21 protein-coding genes are annotated in these 23119 nt (G+C 54.4%); 3 read left to right on the forward strand and 18 right to left on the reverse strand.

All coding sequences use genetic code 11. The features are described from left to right. Nucleotides 1–59: 59 nt before the first annotated feature. Nucleotides 60–689, forward strand: coding sequence for a putative glycolipid-binding domain-containing protein (locus tag HMPREF9412_RS15735; RefSeq protein WP_009592599.1), 630 nt, complete (start codon nt 60–62; stop codon nt 687–689). Between the two features lie 177 nt (nt 690–866). Here the strand turns inward: HMPREF9412_RS15735 and HMPREF9412_RS15740 are convergent, their stop codons facing one another. Then, nucleotides 867–2168, reverse strand: a complete 1302-nt coding sequence (locus HMPREF9412_RS15740; RefSeq protein WP_009592553.1) for an NCS2 family permease — start codon at nt 2166–2168, stop codon at nt 867–869. 183 nt (nt 2169–2351) lie between these two features. Between HMPREF9412_RS15740 and HMPREF9412_RS15745 the strand changes: the two genes are divergently transcribed. After that, complete coding sequence (locus tag HMPREF9412_RS15745) at nt 2352–3059, forward strand: SOS response-associated peptidase (RefSeq protein ID WP_009592595.1); 708 nt, start codon at nt 2352–2354, stop codon at nt 3057–3059. Nucleotides 3060–3285: 226 nt separating this feature from the next. On the opposite strand, the gene HMPREF9412_RS15750 is transcribed toward HMPREF9412_RS15745, so the two are convergent. The 4 genes from HMPREF9412_RS15750 to HMPREF9412_RS15765 form a co-directional block, all read right to left on the reverse strand. After that, nucleotides 3286–3573, reverse strand: coding sequence for a stage VI sporulation protein F (locus HMPREF9412_RS15750; protein WP_009592565.1), 288 nt, complete (start codon nt 3571–3573; stop codon nt 3286–3288). Between the two features lie 86 nt (nt 3574–3659). Continuing rightward, nucleotides 3660–5711, reverse strand: a complete 2052-nt coding sequence (gene recG / locus HMPREF9412_RS15755; RefSeq protein ID WP_009592585.1) for an ATP-dependent DNA helicase RecG — start codon at nt 5709–5711, stop codon at nt 3660–3662. Nucleotides 5712–5725: 14 nt separating this feature from the next. Further along, nucleotides 5726–6583: a DegV family protein gene (locus HMPREF9412_RS15760; RefSeq protein WP_009592607.1), complete on the reverse strand. Its 858-nt coding sequence runs from the start codon at nt 6581–6583 to the stop codon at nt 5726–5728. Nucleotides 6584–6743: 160 nt separating this feature from the next. Further along, complete coding sequence (locus tag HMPREF9412_RS15765) at nt 6744–8522, reverse strand: DAK2 domain-containing protein (protein ID WP_036672418.1); 1779 nt, start codon at nt 8520–8522, stop codon at nt 6744–6746. 366 nt (nt 8523–8888) lie between these two features. Here HMPREF9412_RS15765 and rpmB point away from each other — a divergent pair, with 366 nt between their 5' ends. Next, a complete protein-coding gene (rpmB, locus tag HMPREF9412_RS15770; RefSeq protein ID WP_006209230.1) occupies nt 8889–9077 on the forward strand; it encodes a 50S ribosomal protein L28 in 189 nt (62 codons plus the stop codon). 444 nt (nt 9078–9521) lie between these two features. Here the strand turns inward: rpmB and spoVM are convergent, their stop codons facing one another. The 13 genes from spoVM to gmk form a co-directional block, all read right to left on the reverse strand. Beyond that, a complete protein-coding gene (gene spoVM / locus HMPREF9412_RS32110) occupies nt 9522–9602 on the reverse strand; it encodes a stage V sporulation protein SpoVM (protein WP_034273235.1) in 81 nt (26 codons plus the stop codon). Nucleotides 9603–9763: 161 nt separating this feature from the next. After that, nucleotides 9764–10423: a ribulose-phosphate 3-epimerase gene (rpe, locus tag HMPREF9412_RS15780; RefSeq protein ID WP_009592579.1), complete on the reverse strand. Its 660-nt coding sequence runs from the start codon at nt 10421–10423 to the stop codon at nt 9764–9766. Between the two features lie 3 nt (nt 10424–10426). After that, nucleotides 10427–11335: a ribosome small subunit-dependent GTPase A gene (gene rsgA, locus HMPREF9412_RS15785; RefSeq protein WP_009592567.1), complete on the reverse strand. Its 909-nt coding sequence runs from the start codon at nt 11333–11335 to the stop codon at nt 10427–10429. 50 nt (nt 11336–11385) lie between these two features. Next, nucleotides 11386–13524 carry a Stk1 family PASTA domain-containing Ser/Thr kinase gene (gene pknB / locus HMPREF9412_RS15790; RefSeq protein WP_009592623.1) on the reverse strand — a complete coding sequence of 713 codons (2139 nt, stop codon included), beginning with the start codon at nt 13522–13524 and terminating at the stop codon, nt 11386–11388. Then, nucleotides 13521–14297 carry a Stp1/IreP family PP2C-type Ser/Thr phosphatase gene (locus HMPREF9412_RS15795; protein WP_009592617.1) on the reverse strand — a complete coding sequence of 259 codons (777 nt, stop codon included), beginning with the start codon at nt 14295–14297 and terminating at the stop codon, nt 13521–13523. Before HMPREF9412_RS15795 ends, pknB begins: the two co-directional genes overlap by 4 nt. Before the next feature lie 6 nt (nt 14298–14303). Further along, complete coding sequence (rlmN, locus tag HMPREF9412_RS15800) at nt 14304–15344, reverse strand: 23S rRNA (adenine(2503)-C(2))-methyltransferase RlmN (protein ID WP_009592630.1); 1041 nt, start codon at nt 15342–15344, stop codon at nt 14304–14306. Between the two features lie 181 nt (nt 15345–15525). After that, nucleotides 15526–16908 carry a 16S rRNA (cytosine(967)-C(5))-methyltransferase RsmB gene (gene rsmB / locus HMPREF9412_RS15805; protein ID WP_083829952.1) on the reverse strand — a complete coding sequence of 461 codons (1383 nt, stop codon included), beginning with the start codon at nt 16906–16908 and terminating at the stop codon, nt 15526–15528. Then, on the reverse strand, nt 16905–17846 hold the full coding sequence (fmt, locus tag HMPREF9412_RS15810) for a methionyl-tRNA formyltransferase (protein WP_009592616.1): 942 nt from the start codon (nt 17844–17846) through the stop codon (nt 16905–16907). Before fmt ends, rsmB begins: the two co-directional genes overlap by 4 nt. Beyond that, nucleotides 17843–18337, reverse strand: a complete 495-nt coding sequence (gene def / locus HMPREF9412_RS15815; protein ID WP_009592578.1) for a peptide deformylase — start codon at nt 18335–18337, stop codon at nt 17843–17845. The genes fmt and def overlap by 4 nt, the downstream gene beginning before the upstream one ends. Before the next feature lie 43 nt (nt 18338–18380). Next, nucleotides 18381–20909, reverse strand: a complete 2529-nt coding sequence (gene priA, locus HMPREF9412_RS15820; RefSeq protein WP_009592635.1) for a primosomal protein N' — start codon at nt 20907–20909, stop codon at nt 18381–18383. Next, nucleotides 20909–22162, reverse strand: coding sequence for a bifunctional phosphopantothenoylcysteine decarboxylase/phosphopantothenate--cysteine ligase CoaBC (coaBC, locus tag HMPREF9412_RS15825; protein ID WP_009592634.1), 1254 nt, complete (start codon nt 22160–22162; stop codon nt 20909–20911). The genes priA and coaBC overlap by 1 nt, the downstream gene beginning before the upstream one ends. A gap of 124 nt (nt 22163–22286) precedes the next feature. Continuing rightward, entirely contained in the window at nt 22287–22487 is a 201-nt protein-coding gene (gene rpoZ, locus HMPREF9412_RS15830) for a DNA-directed RNA polymerase subunit omega (protein WP_009592612.1), read from the reverse strand. Nucleotides 22488–22546: 59 nt separating this feature from the next. Next, nucleotides 22547–23119, reverse strand: coding sequence for a guanylate kinase (gmk, locus tag HMPREF9412_RS15835; protein WP_009592584.1), 573 nt, complete (start codon nt 23117–23119; stop codon nt 22547–22549).

Below are 23119 nucleotides of genomic sequence, written 5' to 3' on the forward strand. Positions count from 1 at the left end.
TCATCGGAGCCAGGGGATACGGCAATTCGTTACATTTTGGATCAAGGATGGGATCACGTTTGAACAACAATATGCACGCTGAACAAGACCTGCAGTCCATCGGACAAAAAAGCGCAAGCTCCGGCCAGTCCGTCCAGCTTCTGCAATCGCTGCTATGGAAACGGCACGATCTTCCTTCGCTGGAGCATGGCCGGCTCTATCGGCATCACGATGGATTCACGCTCACCGGAACGGTCGTAGCCAGCCTGGAAGGCCGGACCCTCCACTGCTCCTACGAGGTCGAAACCACAAGCAGCTGGGAGACCCGGAAAGTCCGGATTACTCTCTCAAGCGGCACGGAAGAACAGTCCCTTCACCTGGAACGGGATGATGAGGGCCGCTGGTGGAACGGCGATACCGAGCTCACGGCCTTTGCCGGCACGACCGACATCGATCTCGGGATCACCCCGTCCACCAACACGCTCCCGATCCGCCGCCTGCAGCTGGAGCCCGGGGAGAGCGCAACCATGACGGCCGTATGGATTCAATTCCCGAGTCTTACCGTCGCTCCCCTCCCCCAACGATACACGCGGACGGGCGAATTCGCCTACCGTTACGAGAGCAGCCACGGAGCGTATCAAGCTGATTTGGGGGTTGACGAACACAGCCTTGTCACAACGTACGCGGACGTATGGAGCCGGACTCGCTGAGCCCGCCCATCCCCGGGCAGTGTTCCCCTTGCCGCGGCAGCATCAGACGGGAAACCGTTATAGCATCGCCTGATCCGCTGCTAGGGATCCACCCGCCATACGGTCGTCCGCCATGCCAAAAAATCCCCTGCCGGGTCTGCTCTAAAGACCTTGCAGGGGATTTCCGCTCCTGATCAATCAATGCGGAACAAAGACGAGCTGCAGCACGAACAGCACGGCAAAAATATACATCAGCGGATGAACCGCCTTCCACTTGCCCTTCACGATTTTCATGAGCGGGTATGAAATAAAACCGAGCGCAATCCCTGTTGCGATGCTGGAGGTAAGCGGCATGGTCAAAATCACGAGAAACGCAGGGAACGCTTCATCAAAGTCGTTCCATCGGATGTGCTGAACGTTGCTCAGCATCAGACAGCCCACCACGATCAGCGACGGTGCCGTGATGGCGGACAATCCGGCAACCGCGCCGATCAGCGGGCTAAAGAAGGCCGCAACCACGAATAGCCCGGCAACGACCACCGAGGTTAAGCCTGTGCGGCCGCCTGCGCCGACACCGGCTGCGGATTCGATATACGCCGTGGTCGGGCTTGTGCCGACCATGGAGCCGGCCACGGTTGCCACCGAATCGGAGAACATGGCACGTTCCGCGCGGGGCAGCTTGTTATCCTTCATCAGCCCCGCCTGCTCTGCCACGCCAACGACCGTGCCCGTGGTATCGAACAGCGTTACAAGCAGGAACGAGAACACCACGGCATAGAGCCCGTGCCTGATCACATCCGAGGCCGCCGTAATCGGGTTCCATACCAGAATGCCTTCCGGCAGCGTGGGAACGGACATAATCCCGCCGGTAAAGGACAGCATATCGGCAAAATAAGCGATAATTCCGGTGAAAATCATGCCGATGAACAAGGCGCCCTTCACATCGCGGGACAGCAGCACGAGCGTAACCGCCAAGCCCACCAAGGCGAGCACGACCGATGGCTGGTGCAAATCGCCGAGCGCTACCAGATTATCCGGATGCGCGGTGATAATGCCGCTCATCCGCAGACCGATAAAAGCAATGAACAGGCCGATCCCGACCGTGATCGCATGCTTCAGGTTCGCCGGGATCATCTCAATCAACCTGCGCCGCAGGGAAGTCATCGATAACAGCAGAAACAGAATACCGGCGATAAAAACGGCGGAGAAGGCTTCAATATAGCCAAGTCCGGCATGCCCTTGGACAACGGAATACGTAAAATAAGCATTCAACCCCATCCCCGGCGCCACGGCAATCGGGTAGCGGGCTACGAGCCCCATGAGCAGCGTACCGATGACGGCGGCAATAATCGTAGCCGTGAAGCTTTGCTCAAACGGCACGCCCGCTTGCGACAGTATCAGCGGATTCACCACGGTCACATAAGCCATCGTAAAAAATGTCGTGGTCCCGGCAACAACTTCGGTCTTGACCGAGGTGCCGTTAGCTTTTAAATCAAACACGAAAAATCCTCCATTCATGATGCTCGGCCCGGCTGAGCGCCGGACCCTTTTGGTAAGTTGTGCAATATTTGATATACTCAAACACAAACGAGCCGTCATCCTTATATGGCCATTCCGTCGGGAATGCCAGCATAAGTCGATGTTCAATCTAAAGCGGCTCGAATGAGAGGAGGCCTTGAAACGATGTGCGGACGTTTTACGCTCACCGTTACTTGGGAAGAGCTGATGACCAGGTATCTCATTGATCCCGAATCGGTCTCTCCCTTTCACGTTCCCAGGTATAACATCGCGCCTACGCAGATGGTTACGGCCATTATCCATGACGGGAGCACCAACCGGATCGGGCAGCTGCAGTGGGGGCTTGTCCCATCCTGGGCCAAGGATTCCTCGGGCGGAGCCAAAATGATCAATGCCCGCAGTGAAACGCTGGAAGACAAGCCTGCCTATAGGATGCCCTTTTATCGGAAAAGATGCCTGATTCCTGCAGACGGTTTTTACGAATGGCAGAAAAACGGCAATGGCAAGCAGCCCTTTCGCATTGGATTGAAGAACGGCGAAATATTCAGCATGGCCGGCCTGTACGACACCTGGATCACCCAAGGGGGCGAGAAGCTGAGCACCTGTACCGTCATTACGACCGAGCCCAACAGGCTCATGGAGCCGATCCATAACCGGATGCCGGTCATTCTAAGACCCGCTGACGAAGCGCTATGGCTTGAACGGCAGCCGTCCTCCCATCCCCATGGGAACCACCCTTCCCACCTGCAATCGCTCAAGGAGCTGTTGAAACCCTATCCCGCGGAGGAAATGCAGGCAGTGCCGGTAAGCACAACCGTAAACTCCGTCAAGAACGACACGGAAGATTGCATCCGCTCCATTACGGGCAGCTAGATATTCCGAAAAGGTTGGATTTCTCTTCAATTGCCGCGCTATTTCACAGCATACCGGCTTCGCCGCTGCCGGTTAGACCACAATAGCGAGGGACTCCTCTAAACGGGAATCCGCCTAAGATCGCCTCATCCCTGCTCAGCCATATCAAAAGCCCCTGCTCATTAGGAGAAAACACTCCCGAGAGGGGCTTCTTCTATGCTTGTCATTCCTTGATGTCATCCAGTTGTTAACGAAACATTCCCCACAGCTTGATCAAATGGAAGGTGTTGTTCGGATCGATGCGCTGTGCAAGCACGAATTGAACCATTTGCTGCTCCTGTGCGGAGCTCAGCTTTTCATTCAAGATGCCGCTGGCCGTCCGGATCAATTGATGTACTTTTGCGCTATTTTGAAGATCCGCCTTGGTCAAGCCCTGAGTCAGTCCCTTGATTCTTTCCTTGATGGCCGGGTTTTTCATTTTTAGCTTGATACGCTCCACCAGCTGCGGACTAATGCCATACTGCTGATAACCCAATGTTGAAGCACCTCCAGTCATAAATGCTGCTACCCTTTTTGAGTATATGACGAAGGTCTGTCCATTGTGCCAACCAATTCATGCCATTAATCCATGATATCGCCCTGGAAGATCTTCTCCTGCTGCAAAAAGTCGCGCAGCGGCTCATATTCCGGCGACGTCCAGAAGGAGCTGTCGCTAACGAGAGCCGCCGCGTCGCCCCGGGCCTCTTCGACTACCTTGAAATCGGCGACCATGTCGGCCAGCCGGAACTCCGGCAGCCCGCTCTGCTTCGTACCGAAAAAATCGCCCGGTCCCCGAAGCTCCAGATCCCGCCGGGATACCTCGAAGCCGTCTTCGGTTTCCGTCATGACCTGCATCCGCTCCTGACCTACTTCCGACTTCGGATCAGCCACGAGGACACAGTAGGAAGCATGCTGTCCACGGCCTACCCGGCCCCGAAGCTGGTGCAGCTGGGACAGGCCGAAGCGATCGGCATCCATAATGATCATCAGGGTTGCGTTCGGCACGTCAACGCCAACCTCAACAACCGTCGTGGATATCAGCAGCTGAACCTCATTGCTGTAGAATTGGCGCATGACCTCATCCTTCTCGGCCGGCGTCATGCGGCCGTGCAGAAGTCCGACGGAATATGCGGGGAACGCCTGCTGCATCTGAACATGCAGGTCAATCGCATTCTGGACGTCCAGCTTGTCCGATTCCTCAATCAACGGGGCGATCAGATATGCCTGGCGTCCCTGATTTACTTCCCGGGAAATAAATCCGAGCACGCGGTCCATCAGTTCATGTTTGACCCAATAGGTCGTAATGGGAATGCGCCCTTTCGGACGCTCCGACAGCGTGGACACGTCCATGTCTCCGAAGGCGGTAATGGCCAGCGTCCGCGGGATCGGCGTCGCTGTCATCGTGAGCACGTCCGGGTTATACCCTTTACGCCTTAGAACGCTTCGCTGATTCACGCCGAAGCGGTGCTGCTCGTCCGTCACGACAAGCCCCAGTTCCCGGAAGTAGACGTCATCCTGGATAAGGGCATGGGTGCCCACAACGATGTCCGTCAGTCCCATCTGCAAGGAAGCCAGCAGGTCCTTCCGCTTCTTCCCCGTTACGCTGCCTGTCAGCAATCCGACCGTAATGCCGAAGGGTTCAAACAGCTTCTGCAGGGAACGCATATGCTGCTCGGCAAGAATTTCCGTCGGCACCATCAATGCGCCTTGGAAGCCTGAGCGGACCGTCGTAAACAACGCGATGGCGGCAACAATCGTTTTACCCGAGCCGACATCCCCTTGCAGCAAACGGTTCATGCAGTAAGGGGATCGCATATCATGCAAAATCTCCAGCTCCACCTTCTTCTGCGCATCGGTAAGCTCAAACGGGAAGCTGCGGACGAACTCCCGGATGGTTGCATTGTCGGCCGTATGTACCACCCCGTCCATCCGTCCCCGGTTCAGTGCCCGGAATGCCTGCATTTTTAACTGGAACAGGAAGAGCTCCTCGTACACCATGCGGCGCCGCCCTTCCTGACCTTCCCTGGAGTCGACAGGCTGATGGATCGTCATAATCGCCGCTTTACGGGGCATCAGATCATATTTTCGGAGCAAGGATTGCGGTAAAATCTCGGGAATCATCTCCCCGTATTGCTCCAATGCCTGTCCCATCGTTTTTCGGATCCAGGATTGCGTAATCTTTCCGCCGATGGAATACACCGGCTGCAGCGTTCCGCTCCGGAAGGCTCCTTTATCCGGGAATTCGGATTCAGACACCGTAAGCTGCATTCTGCGCTGATCCCACTTGCCCGTCAGCACGATCTCCCTGCCGGCCGTAAGCTGGTCCTTCAGAAAATGCCGGTTAAACCAGGTCGCGGTGAACATCCAGTTTTCGGCCAGCATTTTGCAGGTAAGTCGGGATTTACGCCCGTAGCGCTGCAGAACCGGCACGCTGGCTATCTTGGCTTGAATGGTGATTTTGTCCCCGTCCTTGACTTCGCTTAAGGACCGAAGCCGGTAATCCTCGTACCGGAAGGGGTAATACTCCAAAAGATCCTTGACCGTAGAGACGCCAAAGGCGTGAAGCTCCCCCTCTTTCAGGGCGCTCACGCCGTTGATCTGTCTGACGGATATTTGATCGAGTTTGAGACTCATATCATCTACCTCACTTAAGCAGGCCATATATATGCTGCAATGGTTCCCGGTCCGACGTGCGTACCGATAACCGGACCGATCTCGGAGAACACGGTTTCCTCGATCGTGAACACAGCGGACAGCTGCTGCAGAAAATCCTCAACCTGAGCAGGGTCAGCTGTATGACCCACAGCCACTTTAATATTTTTCACGCCGGATAGATCCTGTTGAAACAGCTCAATAATTTTGGCTGTCGCTTTCTTCCGACCCCGGACCTTGTCTACCGGAAAGATAATCCCTTCGCCGTCAATGGACAAAATCGGCTTAATGTTAAGCAGCGTACCGAGCACGGCCGACGCCTTGCCGATTCTTCCGCCCTTCTGCAAATATTCCAGCGTGTCTACCAAGAAGTAGAGGCGGCGCTTGGAACGAAGGTCCTCGAGCGATGAAAGAATATCCGAAACAGCGGCTCCTTCTTGCGCGAGCTTCGCTGCATGAACCACGAATAACCCGAAACCGTAGGAGGCCGATTTGGAATCCCATACGGTAATATCCGCTTCTCCTTCAATAAGAGAGGTTGCAAGCAATGCGGACTGATACGTTCCGCTCAGGCCGGATGAGATGTGAATGGACACAATGGAGCAGCCAGGGTGCTGTTCCAGAATGGACTCATACACAGCCACAAAATCTGCGGGCGAAGGCTGGGAGGTCGTCGGAAGCTGAGGCGATTGCACCAGCTTTTTGTAGAACTCTCCCGGCGTGATTTCCACTCCGTCCAAAAACGTATCTTCCCCGAACATAAGTCTCAGCGGCACAATATGAATGTTGTGTTGCTTCGCCAGGTCTGCCGGAATATCCGCTGTGCTGTCTGTCACAATAACGGTCTTATTCACCGGAACCCCTCCTAAAAATGTACCATGCATAATGTCAAAGCGTTATGAGAAAAACTCTATCGACGTTCTTTCTCCAAAGATAGACCGCGTGCAGCGTAAGTTTTTCTACCGAGATAGGGGAAGGAAAGCCTCTTGAGAGGATACCTGCCTATCTCTTATATCAAGACTCCACGGAGAACAGATAGGAATAGATCGGCTGTCCGCCGTAGTGTACCTCAACCTCCGCGTTAGGGTACTGCTCGCCCAGCCACTCCGTGAGCGCGCTGGTCGATTCCTCGGTTGCGTCAGCGCCGGTAAGCAGCGTTACGATTTCATCGCCGGATTCGAGCATTTTACCCAGCAAATCCTGGGATGTCGTGATCAGATCCTCGTTCGCTGCCACGATGTTGGAATTGCGGATACCGATGAACTGGCCAGCCTTGATCTCGAGATCATCAATTGTTGTGTCCCGAACGGCATAGGTGACCTGCCCCGATTGCACGCGAGTGATGGCATCCAGCATGTTGTCGGTATTCATATCCGCATTCTCGTCTTCCTGGAAAGCAAACGCTGCCGCGATTCCCTGCGGGATCGTCTTGCTCGGGATGACCGTTACGCTGCGCTCGCCTTCGAGAAGCTCTCTAGCCTGCTGGGCAGCAAGCACGATGTTGGAGTTGTTCGGCAGAATATAAATCTGCTGGGCCGAGATCGAAGAAATCGCATTGACGAAATCCTCGGTGCTCGGGTTCATCGTCTGTCCTCCGGAGAGAACGACGTCGACGCCGAGGCTCTTGAATATATCGGAAATGCCTTCCCCTGACGAAACCGCAATGAACCCGTACGGCGCGATCTCGTCTGCAGGAGGAACAGCCGGTGCTTCCGGCGTCACGGTCTCTGCCGGAATATCCGCAAACAGCTCGGGCATCGGCGCGATATCCATTCCCGTTGTCAGCAAGTCGCGGTGCTGCTCGCGCATATTCAAAATGTGAATCTGGGTGATCTCTCCATACATGAGGGCCAAATTCAACACTTCGCCCGGCGCCTTGGAATGGACATGCACTTTGATCGTCTCGTCATCGGCAATGACAATGATGGAATCACCGTTCACTGCAAGCGCTTTCCGGAACTTATCTTCATCAAAGTCCGCACTCGTTCCCTCTCCAAGCTGCCTATTAATAAAGAATTCCATGTCGTATAAAAATTCAATGTCCTCCGTGGACAGTCGGGATTGGGCCGAAGCCGGAGCTTGAACCGCCGAGAAATCAGGAACCGCATGATAGGCTGGTGCCGCGCTGCTCTGTTCTGCTTGTCCTTCCGCGGAAGCGAAGGATCCGGACGCGCCGTCTTTTTTCAACGCTTGCAAGAAACCTTCGTAGATGTACACCAGGCCTTGCCCGCCCGAGTCCACAACGCCAACCTGCTTCAGCACGGGAAGCATATCCGGCGTCTGGGACAGCGTTTCTTTGGCTTTGGCCAGCACCTGCTCCATCAGCTCCACGATATCGTTGCTGCGGCGCGAGAAATAAACGGCATGTTTGGCCGCTTCTTTAGCTACGGTCAGGATGGTGCCTTCCACAGGCTTTACGACAGCTTTATACGCAGCTTCCACGCCTGTCTGCAGCGCTGCGGCAAATTGATGAGAATTAAGTTCTGTATAAGGTGCCGCATACCGGCTGAAACCACGGAACAACTGGGACAGAATCACTCCCGAGTTCCCTCTGGCTCCCATCAGAAGCCCCTTGGACAGCACACCGGCACTATGCCCGACGGACTCCGAGTATTTACTCTTCAGTTCTGCTACGCCTGCCGTCATCGTCAAATTCATGTTGGTCCCCGTATCGCCGTCCGGCACCGGGAACACATTCAGGGAATTGACGTGTTCTGCATGCTGCTGCAGCTGCTCCGCTCCGGCAAGGACCATAGCGGTAAATTCTGTTCCATTCAAAGAACGCTTACTCAATGAGAATTCCCCTTCCTGGCTTGATACCCATAACACTTCTTGTCGTAAATTTCATATCTATTTCATAGCTTATAGCTGACGAAATGCCCAACCAGTAAATAATAGACTTGCATGATTAAATGGATCATACCATCTTGATGGGCTGCCCTCTCGTCCTCTACGTTATTCGGCAGCTCCAAACCTCCTCGAAACATGCCGACCAGCCCACAATATACAGATCATCGGAAATATTATGGACTAATCAACATTGTACTATAATGAGAAAGAGAAATAAATGTTTTTAGGACAGTTGACGGAGCAATTTTTACTGTGATATTATATTTAAGTATTGTTTCATGCAGGGTTAGGAACAAGGAGGTGTAATGAATGGCTCGCAAATGTTATGTAACAGGCAAGAAACCAAGCAGTGGTAACCATGTTTCTCACGCTAACAACCACAACAAGCGTTCTTGGGGTGTCAACGTTCAAAAGGTTCGCATTTTGGTGGATGGCAAGCCAAAACGTGTATACGTCAGCACTCGCGCTTTGAAATCCGGTAAAGTGACTCGCGTATAATCATCTCGTTATATGAAGAAAAACTTCTAAATCTCCAGGCACCATTTGTGGGCGATCCGGGACAAGGAAGTTTTTCTTGCGTTTAGATACATATTCTTCACCTAAACAAAAAGCACCCTGATCAGATAACAGGTGCTTTTTTTATTTAGATATAAGAAAAATGAAAGAGCCGAACTTCCGCTTTCTTATATCGCAAGAAAAACTTCCGGTCGAACGCGGCCTGTCTTCGATAAGTACGTCGCTAGACACTCTTCTTATGATACAAGAAAGCGGCAGAGGCCATGCGCGCATTGGCTTTCTTATACCGCAAGAAAAACTTCCGCATACAAGATGCGGTATGTCCTCCATGCGCTCTATCGGAGTGCTCTTCTCTTGCCTCATCCCCCGTAAACCGGCTGGCGGCGTCGGTCCCAGGCGGAGGTTTTGTTACGCCGGGACAAGCTGTCAGCTCTTGTGAAACGTATTTAAGATGGCCTTCACAAAACCTCCCAAAAACTTCGGCAGCTTGAACGTATAGAATTTCATGTCTCACCCTCCCCATCATTCTCATGCCTTCCTAGATTATGTTATGCACCAAGCCCTTAGATGTGAACACAGACAAAAAAGGCTACATGAGAACCCAGCTCATGTAACCATATTTATGCGGGAATCCCCCGCCCTATGCATCCCCTGCTCACGTTCTGAGGTCAAGATGTTACGCTGTTTCGGATTTGGGCAATGGCCGCCGCCCGATCCGGCTTCCCGAAGACCGCGCTGCCCGCAACCAGGACATCCGCTCCCGCTTCCACCACGAGCGGCGCCGTCTCCGCCGTAATGCCGCCATCCACTTCGATATGGATATTCGGATTGTCGGAGTTTGAAATCCATTCACGCAGCTGCGCAATCTTGCTTACGGTCCGCTCGATAAACGCCTGCCCGCCGAAGCCGGGATTCACGGTCATCACCAGCACCAAATCCACGTCAGGAAGCACTTCCTGAAGGACATGGGCCGGCGTGGCCGGATTAATCGCGACGCCAGCCTTCACGCCATGCTCTTTAATGAGATGGATGACGCGGTGAAGATGCGGGCAGGTCTCGGCATGAACCGTGATCAAGTCTGCTCCTGCCTTGACGAAGTCGGCAATATACAACTCCGGCTGTTCGATCATCAGATGCACGTCGAGCGTCAGGCCCGTATGCGGTCTGATCGCTTGGACGATCGGGGGCCCCAGAGTAATATTCGGCACGAAATGCCCGTCCATGACGTCCACATGAATCCAGTCGGCTCCGCTCGCTTCGGCTTCCTTAATTTCCTGCCCCAGCTTTGCAAAGTCCGCCGACAATATGGATGGCGCAATTTTTATCATGATTCAGTACCTCCGCTTCTTGTCTTTCATCTCGGTATAAAACTCCACGTAATGCTCATAACGGCTTGCCAGGATGATTCCATCCTCTTTGGCTTGAATCACCCGGCAGCCAGGCTCCTGCATGTGACTGCAGCCTCTGAATTTGCATTCAGCCGCATAAGGAGCAAACTCCTTGAAGCAGGTCGACAGCTCCTCGACACCCAGCTCCAGAAAATCCAGCTGGCTAAAGCCGGGCGTATCGGCAACATAGCCTCCGTTATCAAGCTCAATCAGCTCAACGTGACGCGTCGTATGCCGGCCGCGGCCAAGGCGCAGGCTGATTTCGCTGGTCTCCAGCGAGAGGCCCGGCATCAACGCATTAAGCAGGGACGACTTGCCGACGCCGGATTGACCGGAGAATACGCTGATTCGACCGGCCAGGCGGTCCTTCACCTCATCGGTACCGATGCCTTGTAAGGAGCTGGTTATAAGCACTTCATACCCGATTTCTTCGTACTGGCGCTTGACCTGCTCCAATACATCGTCCGAGTCGTCTGCAAGGTCCTGCTTCGTCAGGCAGATCAACGCCTCAAGTCCCGAATGCTCAATATGTACCAGGAACTTGTCCAGCAGATGCAGGCTCAAGTCCGGTTCCTTGACCGAAAACAACAGCACCGCCAAGTCGACGTTCGCGACCGGCGGGCGAATTAATTGGGAAGACCGTGGAAGTATTTCATCCACGGTCCCCTCCCCATTCTCAGTCAATGAATACATCACGTGATCTCCAACGAGCGGAGAGATGCCTTTCTTTTTGAAAATGCCGCGGGCTCTGCATTGAACCGCTGGGTCCTCCCCGGATATAATGTTGCCATCCTGCAGTGGTTTGACATAGTAATATCCGCTTAGTGCCTTCACGATCAGTCCCTCTAGCATATAATAGGCCTCACCTTTCTTGTTGAAATAAGTGTTCTCATGACTTGTTTCTAATCGTTGTCTTTGCCTTTGCCCTTACCCTTGCCGTTTCCTTCGCTGCCGTTATCCCAGTGATAAGCAGCATCATCTTCCTCATTCGAACCGTCCTCGCCATTTCCCTCATCCGGGTTGGTGTCCACCGGTACATCAGGTTGCTCAGGCGGCTGCTCAAAGGTCGGCTGCGGCACGGTTCCGTTCTTGACGTCGGTGTAGCTTACGCTGTACGTATCCACCTGGCGGCCGTCACGGAATATCATGACCGTCGCGTGTTTGTCGGGAGCAAGCAGCAGCTTAACGGGTACCATTTCGGAAGTCGTAATGGTCTTGTTTACGGCCTCCTGGTTGTCTCCCAGCGCGTCGCTGAAGACCACCCGGATTTTGCTTTCTTGTCCTTCGGCGCTCGGCGACACCGGTACGCTGTAATTATACTCAAGCGCATCCGAAGGATAACCGGAGCTGACGAACAGCGTGATTTCGGAGTTAGGCGCTACAGGAACATTAGGCTCATACGGCCATTGTTCCATGACCTCGCCCTTCTTCACTTCGAAGCTGGATTTCTCCTTTATCGCTCCAACCTTAAGGCCGAAGGATTCGATGGTAGCGACCGCTTTGTCTTTGTCCATTCCGATCAAGCTCGGCATATTGACCGTTTGCTTGCCTTTGCTGATCGTGACCCGGACCTCCACCTGTTCAGGATTAATTTCGGATTCGGCAGAAGGGCTCTGATCAAATATCTGATCGGCTGGTACTGTATCATTGTTTTCAGACGACTGCTTAATGGCGTTTTCCTTAATGCCCAAACTCTTCAGGATCTCAACTGCCTGATCAAATGTCTTACCCGAGAGGTCCGGCATTTTTTCAAGCGGCTTTGCATCCCCAACCGATAACTGAACCGGTGAGCCCTTCTTCAGCATGGTCTCTGGTTCCTTGTCCTGTGCAAACACGACGCCTTCATCCACATTCGGTTTATATTCGCGAATGACTTCCTCATTCACCGTCAAACCTTGGGCCTCTAGCTCGCGGATCGCTTCCTCCTCCGTCATGCCTACCACTGGCGGCACCTTAACCTCCGGCACCTCCAGCATATTGTTCACATACATGACGACGCCTAACATAAGGCCGAGGAACAGGAGCACCGAGCCGATAATGATGGTCGGCTTGACCCACTTTTTCTTCGGCTTGCCGGTTGGCTTTTCCTCAAACTCCTCGTCATCCGAGTCATCATCTTGGTCATGTTGATGCTGGCTGCTGCGCTGCATCGTTTTGAGCGCCGGCATGACCAGGGTAGAATCGGCATCGTCCTCGAACTCCATCTTCGGCTCATTGAGGCGCATCGGCATCAAACACGTCTCGAGGTCGTCCATCATTTCTTCCGCGGACTGGTAACGCTCCTCCGGATTTTTGCGCATGGACTTCAGGATGATGTTCTCCACGCTTTGAGGAATGAGCGGGTTCACTTCCCTAGGCTCGTCAAATTCCTCCTGCAGGTGCTTCAGTGCAACACTGATCGGGCTCTCGCCCAGAAAAGGAAGACGGGCCGTAAGCATTTGATATAACACGATACCAAGTGAGTATAAATCCGATTTCTCGCCCGTCACGACGCCCTTGGCGTGCTCCGGCGAGAAATAATGCACAGAACCCACAACGGAGCCTGTTTGCGTAATGGTTGTCGACGTGACCGCTCTGGCAATGCCAAAGTCGGTTACTTTGACCCTCCCGTTACGGCCAATCAGAATATTATGCGGTTTAATATCGCGGTGAATAATCTGGTTATGATGGGCATGCCCCAATGCATCGCAGATCTGGGTCGCAATCCGCACGGCTTCTTCAACCTGCAGTGGCGCCCGTTCTTTAATGATTTCATTCAAATTCTGACCTTCGATATATTCCATGACGATGTAATGCACATCTTCCTCTTGGCCCACATCGTAGATGCTGACCACGTTGGAATGCGACAATGAAGCCGCCGATTGTGCCTCACGCCGGAAACGGCGAATAAATTCCTCGTCGTGCACAAACTGCTGGCGCAGCACTTTGATCGCTACGTTCCGGTTCAGCAAAATATCCTGAGCCTTGTAGACCAGCGCCATGCCGCCGCCGCCGATGCGTTCAATAATCTTATAACGACCAGCCAATTCATGTCCGATCATGAATCCCACCCCTTTATACGTTGCCCGACAACCTCTTCTTGATGTTCAAACATTGCGACTGTGATGTTGTCCTCACCGCCAGCGAGAAGTGCTAGTTGAAGCAGGCGATCCGCTCTTTCTTCCAGAGGAAGGTCAAGTGAACCGGAAATTTGTCCGATCAGCTCGCGGCTGACCCGGTTGCTGAGTCCGTCACTGCATAGCAGCAGCACTTCGCCTTCCCCGAGCGTAACCGGCGTAAGCTCAACCGTCACGTCCACATCCGTTCCAAGTGCCCGGCTTAATACGTTTTTCCGGGGATGGGTTTCCAGTTGATCCTCCGTAATCTGACCACTCTTAAAAAGCTCATTAACCAATGTGTGATCATCCGTGAGCCGAATGACTTGTCCGGGAACGACTTTGTAGGCCCGGCTGTCCCCGATATGACCGATATAACCTTCGGAGCCTCGCAGAAGCACCGCTACGATCGTCGTGCCCATATTGTGAAGCCGCTCATCTGCCGAGGCTTCCTGATAGATAACTGCATTGGCGTGCAATATGGCATCGCCTAGCGCAGCCCGAACGCCGTCCATGGACATGTCCTGCTCCAAAGAGGACAAATCCGCGGCCACGGTATCTACCGCAAGCCTGCTGGCAGTGTCGCCCGCAAGGTGGCCTCCCATGCCGTCGGCAACCACACCCAAGGTATAGCCATGCTCCAATGTGCTAACAAATACCGAATCCTCATTAACAGGACGAACGCGCCCCACATGGCTTACATGAACCGTCTTGATCAAATCTTCTCACCTCAACTCCATATGCTTGGCCCGCAGCTGGCCGCAAGCGGCAGCGATATCATGGCCTTGTTCACGACGGATGGTCACATTGACCCCCTTGTCTGCTAACGCACGTTGAAATTTGAAAATATCGTTACGCGATGTGCGAACATATTTCCGTTCCGGCACATGGTTAACCGGAATCAGATTGACGAAGCAGTTCATATCCTTGATGACGTCCGCAAGCTCTTCGGCATGCTCCACCTGATCATTCACTCCGCCGATCAAGGCGTATTCAAACGTAATGCGGCGTCCGGTTTTAGCCTGGTAATAACGAAGCGATTCAATCACGTCGTCAAACGGGAACCGGCGGTTCACGGGCATCAGCTTGGAGCGCAGCTTATCGTTTGGCGCATGAATGGAGATGGCCAGATTAATCTGGGTATCCTCTTCGGTGAATTTATAGATGTTAGGCACAATGCCGCTCGTCGATACGGTAATGTGGCGTTGGCCGATATTCAATCCTTTTTCATGGATCATCGTGCGCAGGAATTTCATGGTCGCCTCATAGTTCTCAAACGGTTCGCCTGAACCCATGATCACGATGCTGCTGACGCGTTCTCCCGTTTTATCGAGAATCTTCTGTGCCTGAACCACCTGGGCAACGATTTCGCCGGAGGTCAGGTTTCGCTTCAAGCCACCCAGTGTGGATGCGCAGAACGTACAACCGATACGGCAGCCGACCTGCGTCGTAACGCAGATGCTGTTGCCGTAGTTATGCCGCATGATGACGGTCTCGATGGCATGGTCATCATGAAGGCCGAACAGAAACTTGACCGTTCCGTCCTTGGATTCCAGCTTGGTGATTTCCGTCAGGGTCACGAAGCTGAACTCCTGCTCCAGCTTGGCCCGAAGCTCTTTGGACAGATTCGTCATTTCCGCGAAGTCGTTCACCCGCTTCACGTACAGCCAGTCATAAATCTGGGTTCCCCGAAACGCGGGCTCCCCGTTCTCTTGAGCCCAGGCTTGAAGCTCTTCCAGTGAATAATCATATATAAAAGGTTTCATTCTCACCACACCTGTCTAGTTTAAAGGATGTCCGGCCAGCATTCTTCCGAACGCTCCCTATTTCATTCATATGCATCTCTTTTTTCATTCTTCCTATTCTAACATAAATAAAAGAGACGGTAAAAGAGGAAAACCCGCCGGCATAGGCGGGATACGACTATAGTCATGGCGGCAAGCGCCCTTAAGAGGAACGTCTGCCGAGTCTGGCAATGTAAAAGCCGTCGCTGTGATAGTGCTGGGGCAGGATTTGAATGCCGCCGCCTCGCGAAAGCGAATTCTCGCCCAGCCGGCTTAAGGCTCCAAGGCCGTCTTCTGCAATGGCAAATTCGGAATGGCCTTCCAGAAAAGCAGATATCACGCCTTCATTCTCCATCGGTTCAATCGTGCACGTGCTGTATACCAAGATCCCTCCGGGACGGAGCAAGGTCGAGACCGACTCCAGCAGCCTGAGCTGCAGCGCCGCAATCTCATGGATGTCCTCCTGGGACTTGCCCCACTTCAGATCCGGCTTTCGCCGGATCACGCCAAGGCCCGAGCAGGGAGCATCCAGCAAAATTCGGTCGAAAGACGCAGGCTCGAAGCGGTCTGCCAAATCCAGCGCGTCCCCCGTCACGATCGAAATGCTGTCCAGTCCCAAACGGCTGGCCTGATCCGATATCAGCTTCCCTTTATGGGCATGAATATCGTTGGCGACGATGCTGCCCTCGTCCTTCATCAGCTCGCCCATATGGGCGCTCTTTCCGCCCGGGGCCGCGCAGCAATCGAGCACGCGCATGCCCGGCTCGGGCTGAACGGCCTCGGCCACGAGCATCGAGCTTTCGTCCTGGATCGAGATCATCCCGTCACGATACCAATCGGTCAAGGCCATATTGCCCGCACCCTTAACGACAATCCCGTAGGGACTAACCGACGATGGGGAAGCATCCAGGCCATGGCTGCCCATTAATTTCAGCATGTCGTCGCGGCTGATCATCGTGGTGTTCACCCTCACGCTGACAGCCGGCGGTTCGTTGTTTGCGGCACAGATCGCCTCCGCTGCCTCCGTACCGTACTGGGAGATCCAGCGCTCCACCAGCCACTGCGGATGGGAATGCAGAAGGGAAATGCGCTGGGCGTCCGTCATATCCTCCGGAATGGCCAAGGTTTCCTTCTGACGCAGAATATTCCGAAGCACCCCGTTCACCATGCCGGAGATCCCTTGATGCCCGCGGCGCTTCGCCAGATTAACGGCCTCGCTGACAACCGCATGGTCCGGGATCCGATCCAGATACACGATCTGATAAAGGCTGATGCGAAGCAGCGCCCTTACCCAAGGCTGAAGCTTCCGCACCCCTTTGTTGACAAACTTGTCCAAAAAATAATCAAGCGTGTTCAGCCGCGAGATCGTGCCGTAGATCAGCTCCGTGGCTAGTCCCGCGTCGCTCTTGGCAAGCGAGGATTTCTGCAGAGCGGAGTTGAGCAGGAGATTGCTGTACGCCCCCTCCTGCTCAACCTGAGTCAATACATTCATCGCCAGCTCCCGGGGAGAGTCCAGGCGTCCCTTCGGGCTGCGGTTTCCGCTCACGACAGCACCGTCCCGGCCGTCAGGCTCGTCCCGCGGACGAATTGCGCCGCATCCATTGCCTTCTTGCCGCTAGGCTGAACCGTAAGCAGCGTCAGCGTACCGTCGCCTGTTTTCACGACGATCCCTTTCTCCTGCAGCTCGAGCACGGTCCCGGGCTGTGCATCGCCAGATGCCTTCTGGGCGCTGTCCGGCTTAACCGCTGCCCATACTTTAAACACTTCGCCGTTCCACAGCGTGAACCCGCCGGAATAAGGAACCAGGCCGCGAATCTGATCGTAGATTTCCCGGGAAGTGCGGCTCCAGTCGATCTTCTCGTCATCCCGGGTCAGATTCGGAGCATACGTTGCCTTCGAATCATCCTGAGGCTCGGCCTCCACTTTGCCCTTCACGAGCCGCGGCAGCTCCCGCCGAAGCAGCTCCGCGCCGGCTTGGCTCAGTTTCTCGAACATGGTTCCAGCCGTATCGTCGTCTTCAATAGGGACCTCGGCGCGGGCGATCATGTCCCCGGTGTCGAGTCCCTCCGCCATATACATCAGCGTGATGCCCGTGACGGACTCTCCATTGATGATGCTCCGCTGAATCGGCGCTCCTCCCCGATAAGCGGGGAGGAGCGAGCCGTGGACGTTCAGACAGCCAAGCGCTGGCATATCCAGCACCGATTTCGGCAGGATTTGGCCGTACGCGGCCGTGACGATCAGATCGGGTTTATATTCGGCCAATTCGGCCACGGCTTCCGGATTCCGCAGTCGCTGCGGCTGCAGGACTGGGATGCCGTGACGAAGGGCGGCTTCCTTGACCGGCGTCGGGGTCAGCACTTTTTTGCGCCCCTGCGGACGGTCAGGCTGCGTAACGACGGCGGCTATCGTGTATCCTTCGGCAATCAGCATTTCCAGACTGGGTACTGCAAAGGCGGGGGTGCCCATAAATACGATATTCATCGGTTCTCCAACTCACTTCTCGGCTGTTCCGGAACATACTCATACACCCGGTCGGCGATTTCCGTAAACAGCACCCCGTTCAAATGATCGATTTCATGCTGAAATGCTCGCGCAAGCAGCCCTGTACCCGTAATGACAAGCTCATTGCCTTCGCGGTCAAGCCCCTTAACCGTTACTTTCTCCGCACGTCGAACATCCCCGTTCCAGCCTGGAATACTCAGGCAGCCTTCCGGCCCGAATTGCTCGCCCTCGCTCTCGACGATCTCCGGGTTAATCATCTTGATCAAGCCGTGCTCATCGCCCGCATCGATAACAATCAGGCGCTTCAGTATGCCGACCTGCGGCGCGGCCAGCCCGACGCCTTCCGCATCGTACATGGTATCGGCCATATCGTCCAGGAGCTTTTGAACGTTCGGCGTAATTTTGGTAACTTCCTTTGCCTTTTTATGAAGAACCTCATCCGGTTCTTTAACGATAATACGAATCGCCATGTCTACGACACCATCCTTGTGCTTTTCATCATTATATGCGCTATTACATTAACATTTGCGGATCAACGTCAATACTGATTTGGAGCTTGCCGTCCCGCGCCGAATCCTGAAGTTTCTCGGCAACCGAACGCACCAGCGAGACGGCATCCATCGTTCCCCGCCATTTTATCATACATTGAAATCTGTATCTATTTTTTAACCGCGGAATGGGGGAAGCCACCGGACCCAGGATATCGAGCGCGCTTGCGTCGAACCGGTCCAGGCTTCCGAACCATCCCCGGCGGTCGGATTCGCTTTTGATGGAGGCGGCAAAATTCTCTGCCAGTCGTACGAGCAGCGGCAGCTGTTCATGCGACAGCGTCACCAGGATCAGCCTGCAGTACGGCGGATAATGGAGCGCTTTGCGGTGCTTCAGCTCATCCTTGACGAAGGATAAATAATCATGGCTGCTTGCATGAATAATCGAATAATGCTCGGGCGTGTAGGATTGGATGACCACTTCACCCGGCAGCTGATGGCGTCCTGCTCTTCCGGCCACCTGAGTCAGCAGCTGAAACGTCTTCTCCGCCGCCCGGAAGTCGGGCAGATTCAGCGCCGAATCGGCCGTAATGACGCCGACCAGAGTGACATCCGGGAAATCCAGGCCTTTGGCGACCATTTGAGTTCCAAGCAGCACGTCGCCCTTTTTATCCCGAAACTGCTTCAGCAGCTTCTCGTGGGAGCCCTTCTCGGTCGTCGTGTCCACGTCCATCCGAATGACGCGAATCCCGGGGAACAGCTTGGCCAATTCTTCCTCGACACGTTGCGTGCCCGTTCCGAAATAGCGTATATGCTCGCTCCCGCAATCCGGGCAAACCTCCGGCGCCTGTGCGGCGTAACCGCAATAATGGCAGCGCAGATTGTTCGATTTCTGATGGTAGGTCAGCGAAATGTCGCATTCCGGACAGCCTGCCACATATCCGCAGCTCCGGCACATCACGAAAGTGGAGTACCCCCGCCGATTCAGCAGCAGCACCGTCTGTTCTCCGCGTTCCAGCCGCGCCGAAATCGCGGCATGCAGGGAGCGGCTGAACATGGAGCGATTTCCTTCCCGAAGCTCCTCCCGCATATCCACGACCTGAACAGCCGGCAGCTGGTTGCCCAGCGCACGGCTCGGCATCTCCAGCAGATGCGGCGCAAAATCATCCTGAGCCTGCGATCTCGCCGCATGGTAGCTTTCAAGCGAAGGCGTTGCCGAGCCCAGAATGACGGCTGCACCTGTCAGCGAGGCACGGTGAATCGCCACGTCCCTGGCATGGTACTTCGGCGTTTCTTCCTGCTTATATGAACTTTCATGCTCTTCATCCATAATAATAAGGCCAAGTCGGTCAAACGGCGCAAACACCGCCGATCGTGCTCCCACGACAACCGAGGCCCGGCCTTCCCTAATTTTGCGCCACTCATCGTAGCGCTCACCATCCGAAAGCCGGCTGTGCATGACGGCCACGCGGTCGCCGAAGCGGGCTTTGAACCGCTCCACCATTTGGGGCGTGAGCGATATTTCGGGCACCAGGACAATCGCCTGACGCTCCTGATCCATACAGCGCTGAATGGTCTGCAGGTAGATTTCGGTCTTGCCGCTGCCCGTTACCCCGTGCAGGAGAAACGCGCCATGCTTGCGTTCATCCAGCTTGCGCACGATGCTCCGATACACAGCCTGCTGCTCCGGCGTGAGCGCAAGCGGGGCGCTGGGCGTAAAGTGCCGTCCCCGGTACGGGTCGCGGAACACTTCGACATCCTCAAGGGTAATCAGTCCCTTGTCGGCCAGCGCCTTCACGGTGCCTGCGGTGACGCCGAGCGTCTGCAGCAGATCCTTCTGCGATATCGGCAGGAAGTCCTCCATCTCTACGATATATTGGAGCACTTCCTTCTGCCGCTGAGCCTTAGCCGGAAACGAAGCCAGCGCCACATGCGCTTCCTCGCTCGAAACGGCAAGCTCTACCGCTTTCATCGTTTTTTTCTGCAGTTTGTCCTTGATTTGCTGGAATTCGCTTAACCGCCCCCGGCCGATCAGCGCTTTTACGGTGGCTGCCGCATCCGGGAACGCTCGCGTTAACTGCTGGAGCGACACCTCGCCTCGCTGACCGACAAACCGGATGATCTCCTGCTCCAATTCGCTTTCCGGCAGGAGCCCGAATAATCCGCCGCTTTCATCCGACAAGCCCGCATCCGGCTCGCCAAGGGAAATATACCGCTCGGCTTTTCCCTTCAGCGCCGTTGGCAGCATCGATTGAAGAGCGGATATATAACGGCATGCATACCGCTCTTTCATCCATTCTCCAAGCTCAATCAGCTCAGGCGAGAGCGGCGGCATCACATCAAGGACTTCCTGAATCGGCTTCATTTTGGCCGTATCCATCTCGGGCCGGGGATGCAGCGAAACCACGAATCCCTGAAGCGTACGGTGACCGAACGGCACGCCGACCCGGCTGCCTACCTCGACCCATGGCCGGAGCTCCTCCGGTATCAGATAATCAAATGGACGGTCCGTATCCTTGGACGGCACGTCCACAATCACACGGGCCATTTCCATCAGGATAACCTCCCGGTCAACCGTTCGGCCGCCAGCGTTAACAGCCTCAGGGCCACTTCCTCCTTGGACATCACGGGCAGCTGCAGGACGAGCCCTTCTGCATCGAATATATGAACGCTGTTCGTGTCCGTGCCAAAGCCGGCGCCTTCCTGCGTAACATCATTGGCAACGATCAGGTCGCAATTTTTGCGTTTCAGCTTTTCCCTGGCGAACTGCTCTACCGTATCCGTCTCGGCGGCAAATCCGATCAAGAACTGGGAGGTCTTTTGGCGTCCCAGGCTTTCCAGGATATCCGTGGTCTTGACAAGATCCAGCGTCATCGTTTCCCCGCGCTTCTTGATCTTTGACGTCGCTGCCTCCGCAGGACGATAATCGGCGACCGCTGCCGCCTTAACCACGATATCGCTCGTTTCGAACACGCGCTGCACCGCTTCGTACATGTCCTGGGCCGACTCCACTCTCTCCGCAGGAATTCCCTCTGGCGGGGCTTCATCGGTATGAGCCGCAATGAGGTGGACGTCCGCTCCCAGCTGCTTGGCGGCTTTAGCAATCGCAAACCCCATTTTTCCGGAGGAATCATTCGTGATATAACGGACCGGATCAATGCGCTCGATCGTACCGCCGGCCGTGACAACCACTTTTTTGCCGTGCAATATGCCTGTTGAGACGCTTTCCACGTCCTGATTCGACGCCGCGGACTCGACTGCGCGCCCTTGGAAAAACCGTTCAACCACATCCACGATCGTATCAGGCTCCTCCATCCGTCCCTTTCCGACGTATCCGCATGCCAGAAGTCCCTCTCCGGGTTCAATCATGGACACCCCGCGTGAAACCAGCGTCTCCATATTGGCCATGACGGCCGGATGCGTGTACATATGCACGTTCATCGCCGGCGAGATCATGACAGGAGCCGTGGTCGCAAGCAGCGTCGTGGTCAGCATGTCATCCGCCAGGCCATGTGCCATCTTGCCGATGATATTGGCCGTCGCCGGAGCAATCAGCACCAGATCGGCCAGGTCGGCCAAGTGAATATGCGAGACGACCGAGGGGTCCCTTTCGTCAAAAGTATCGCTATATACCGGGTTTTTGGTCAGCGTCTGCAGCGTTAATTCCGGAATGAACTGCTTGGCGGATTCCGTCATGATGACATGCACATCCGCTCCCCTCTGGACAAGCCTGCTGCATAAAGTCGCTGCTTTATACGCGGCAATGCCACCTGTAACGCCAAGTACGACGACTTTTCCGTTCAACATGACAATCCCCCGCTTTCCATTTGTATGAAGGCTGTACTTTCATATCTTCTCAAAAAAATAACAACCTTTCGGTTGTCACATTTTCGCGCGCTAACGCATGGTATTCGAATGTTGAAAAAAAGCCCTAGTCCTCTCCACGCTCAATCTTCACGTAATCGCCATAGATTTCTTCCAGAGCGACACCGACGAACTTATGGGATTTCGGATGTTTCAACTCGCTGACTTCTCCTTCACGCAGTTGGCGTGCACGGCGCGAAGCCGCAACCACAAGAGAATATTTACTGTCCACTTTATTCATCATTTCATCAATGGATGGATATAACACAGTCGAAGCACCTCTTCTTTATTTACTTGAAAGTTTTACGCCGTCTATGAAAAAACAGCTTACTTTCTCACCTTACAATGTTCGGCTATAATGATAGATTGTATTCTCTCGCAAGCAAGATTGATTTCATCGTTCACTACGGCATAATCATAATGCTGCAGCAGATTGATTTCGTCAACAGCTACGGACATGCGGTGGTCGATCGTGGCCTGACTTTCTGTCCCCCGGCCCTGGATCCGATCTTTCAGTTCGTCCAGCGACGGCGGCATCAGAAACACAAAGATACCGTCCGGAAACTTCTCCTTGACCTTCAGCGCGCCCTGCACTTCGATCTCCAGTATAATATCCTTGCCGGTGGCTAATGTTTCTTCCACAAAATCACGCGGGGTTCCATAATAGTTCCCGACGTATTCCGCATATTCGAGAAGCTGGTCGTTCTCAATCATATCCATGAATTGTTCCCGACTTTTGAAAAAATAGTTTACGCCGTTTACCTCACCGAGCCGCGGCGAACGCGTCGTAGCCGACACCGAATACACCAGTTCCGGAACCCGGCTGCGAAGTGCCGTACAGACGGTTCCCTTTCCAACCCCGGAAGGACCGGACAATACAATCAATAATCCTTTAGACAT

Source organism: Paenibacillus sp. HGF5 (assembly GCF_000204455.1).
Taxonomy (GTDB): Bacteria; Bacillota; Bacilli; order Paenibacillales; family Paenibacillaceae; genus Paenibacillus_AQ; species Paenibacillus_AQ lautus_A.

What these genes read in the sequence shown, in the direction of transcription:
- rlmN (WP_009592630.1), bottom strand. Translation starts at nt 15,344, where the DNA reads ATGAAACCTTTTATATATGATTATTCACTGGAAGAGCTTCAAGCCTGG.
- recG (WP_009592585.1), bottom strand. Translation starts at nt 5,711, where the DNA reads ATGAGTCTCAAACTCGATCAAATATCCGTCAGACAGATCAACGGCGTG.
- HMPREF9412_RS15745 (WP_009592595.1), top strand. Translation starts at nt 2,352, where the DNA reads ATGTGCGGACGTTTTACGCTCACCGTTACTTGGGAAGAGCTGATGACC.
- rsgA (WP_009592567.1), bottom strand. Translation starts at nt 11,335, where the DNA reads ATGCTAGAGGGACTGATCGTGAAGGCACTAAGCGGATATTACTATGTC.
- coaBC (WP_009592634.1), bottom strand. Translation starts at nt 22,162, where the DNA reads ATGTTGAACGGAAAAGTCGTCGTACTTGGCGTTACAGGTGGCATTGCC.
- rpmB (WP_006209230.1), top strand. Translation starts at nt 8,889, where the DNA reads ATGGCTCGCAAATGTTATGTAACAGGCAAGAAACCAAGCAGTGGTAAC.
- priA (WP_009592635.1), bottom strand. Translation starts at nt 20,909, where the DNA reads ATGGAAATGGCCCGTGTGATTGTGGACGTGCCGTCCAAGGATACGGAC.
- pknB (WP_009592623.1), bottom strand. Translation starts at nt 13,524, where the DNA reads ATGATCGGACATGAATTGGCTGGTCGTTATAAGATTATTGAACGCATC.
- rpe (WP_009592579.1), bottom strand. Translation starts at nt 10,423, where the DNA reads ATGATAAAAATTGCGCCATCCATATTGTCGGCGGACTTTGCAAAGCTG.
- fmt (WP_009592616.1), bottom strand. Translation starts at nt 17,846, where the DNA reads ATGAATATCGTATTTATGGGCACCCCCGCCTTTGCAGTACCCAGTCTG.
- spoVM (WP_034273235.1), bottom strand. Translation starts at nt 9,602, where the DNA reads ATGAAATTCTATACGTTCAAGCTGCCGAAGTTTTTGGGAGGTTTTGTG.
- gmk (WP_009592584.1), bottom strand. Translation starts at nt 23,119, where the DNA reads ATGTCTAAAGGATTATTGATTGTATTGTCCGGTCCTTCCGGGGTTGGA.
- def (WP_009592578.1), bottom strand. Translation starts at nt 18,337, where the DNA reads ATGGCGATTCGTATTATCGTTAAAGAACCGGATGAGGTTCTTCATAAA.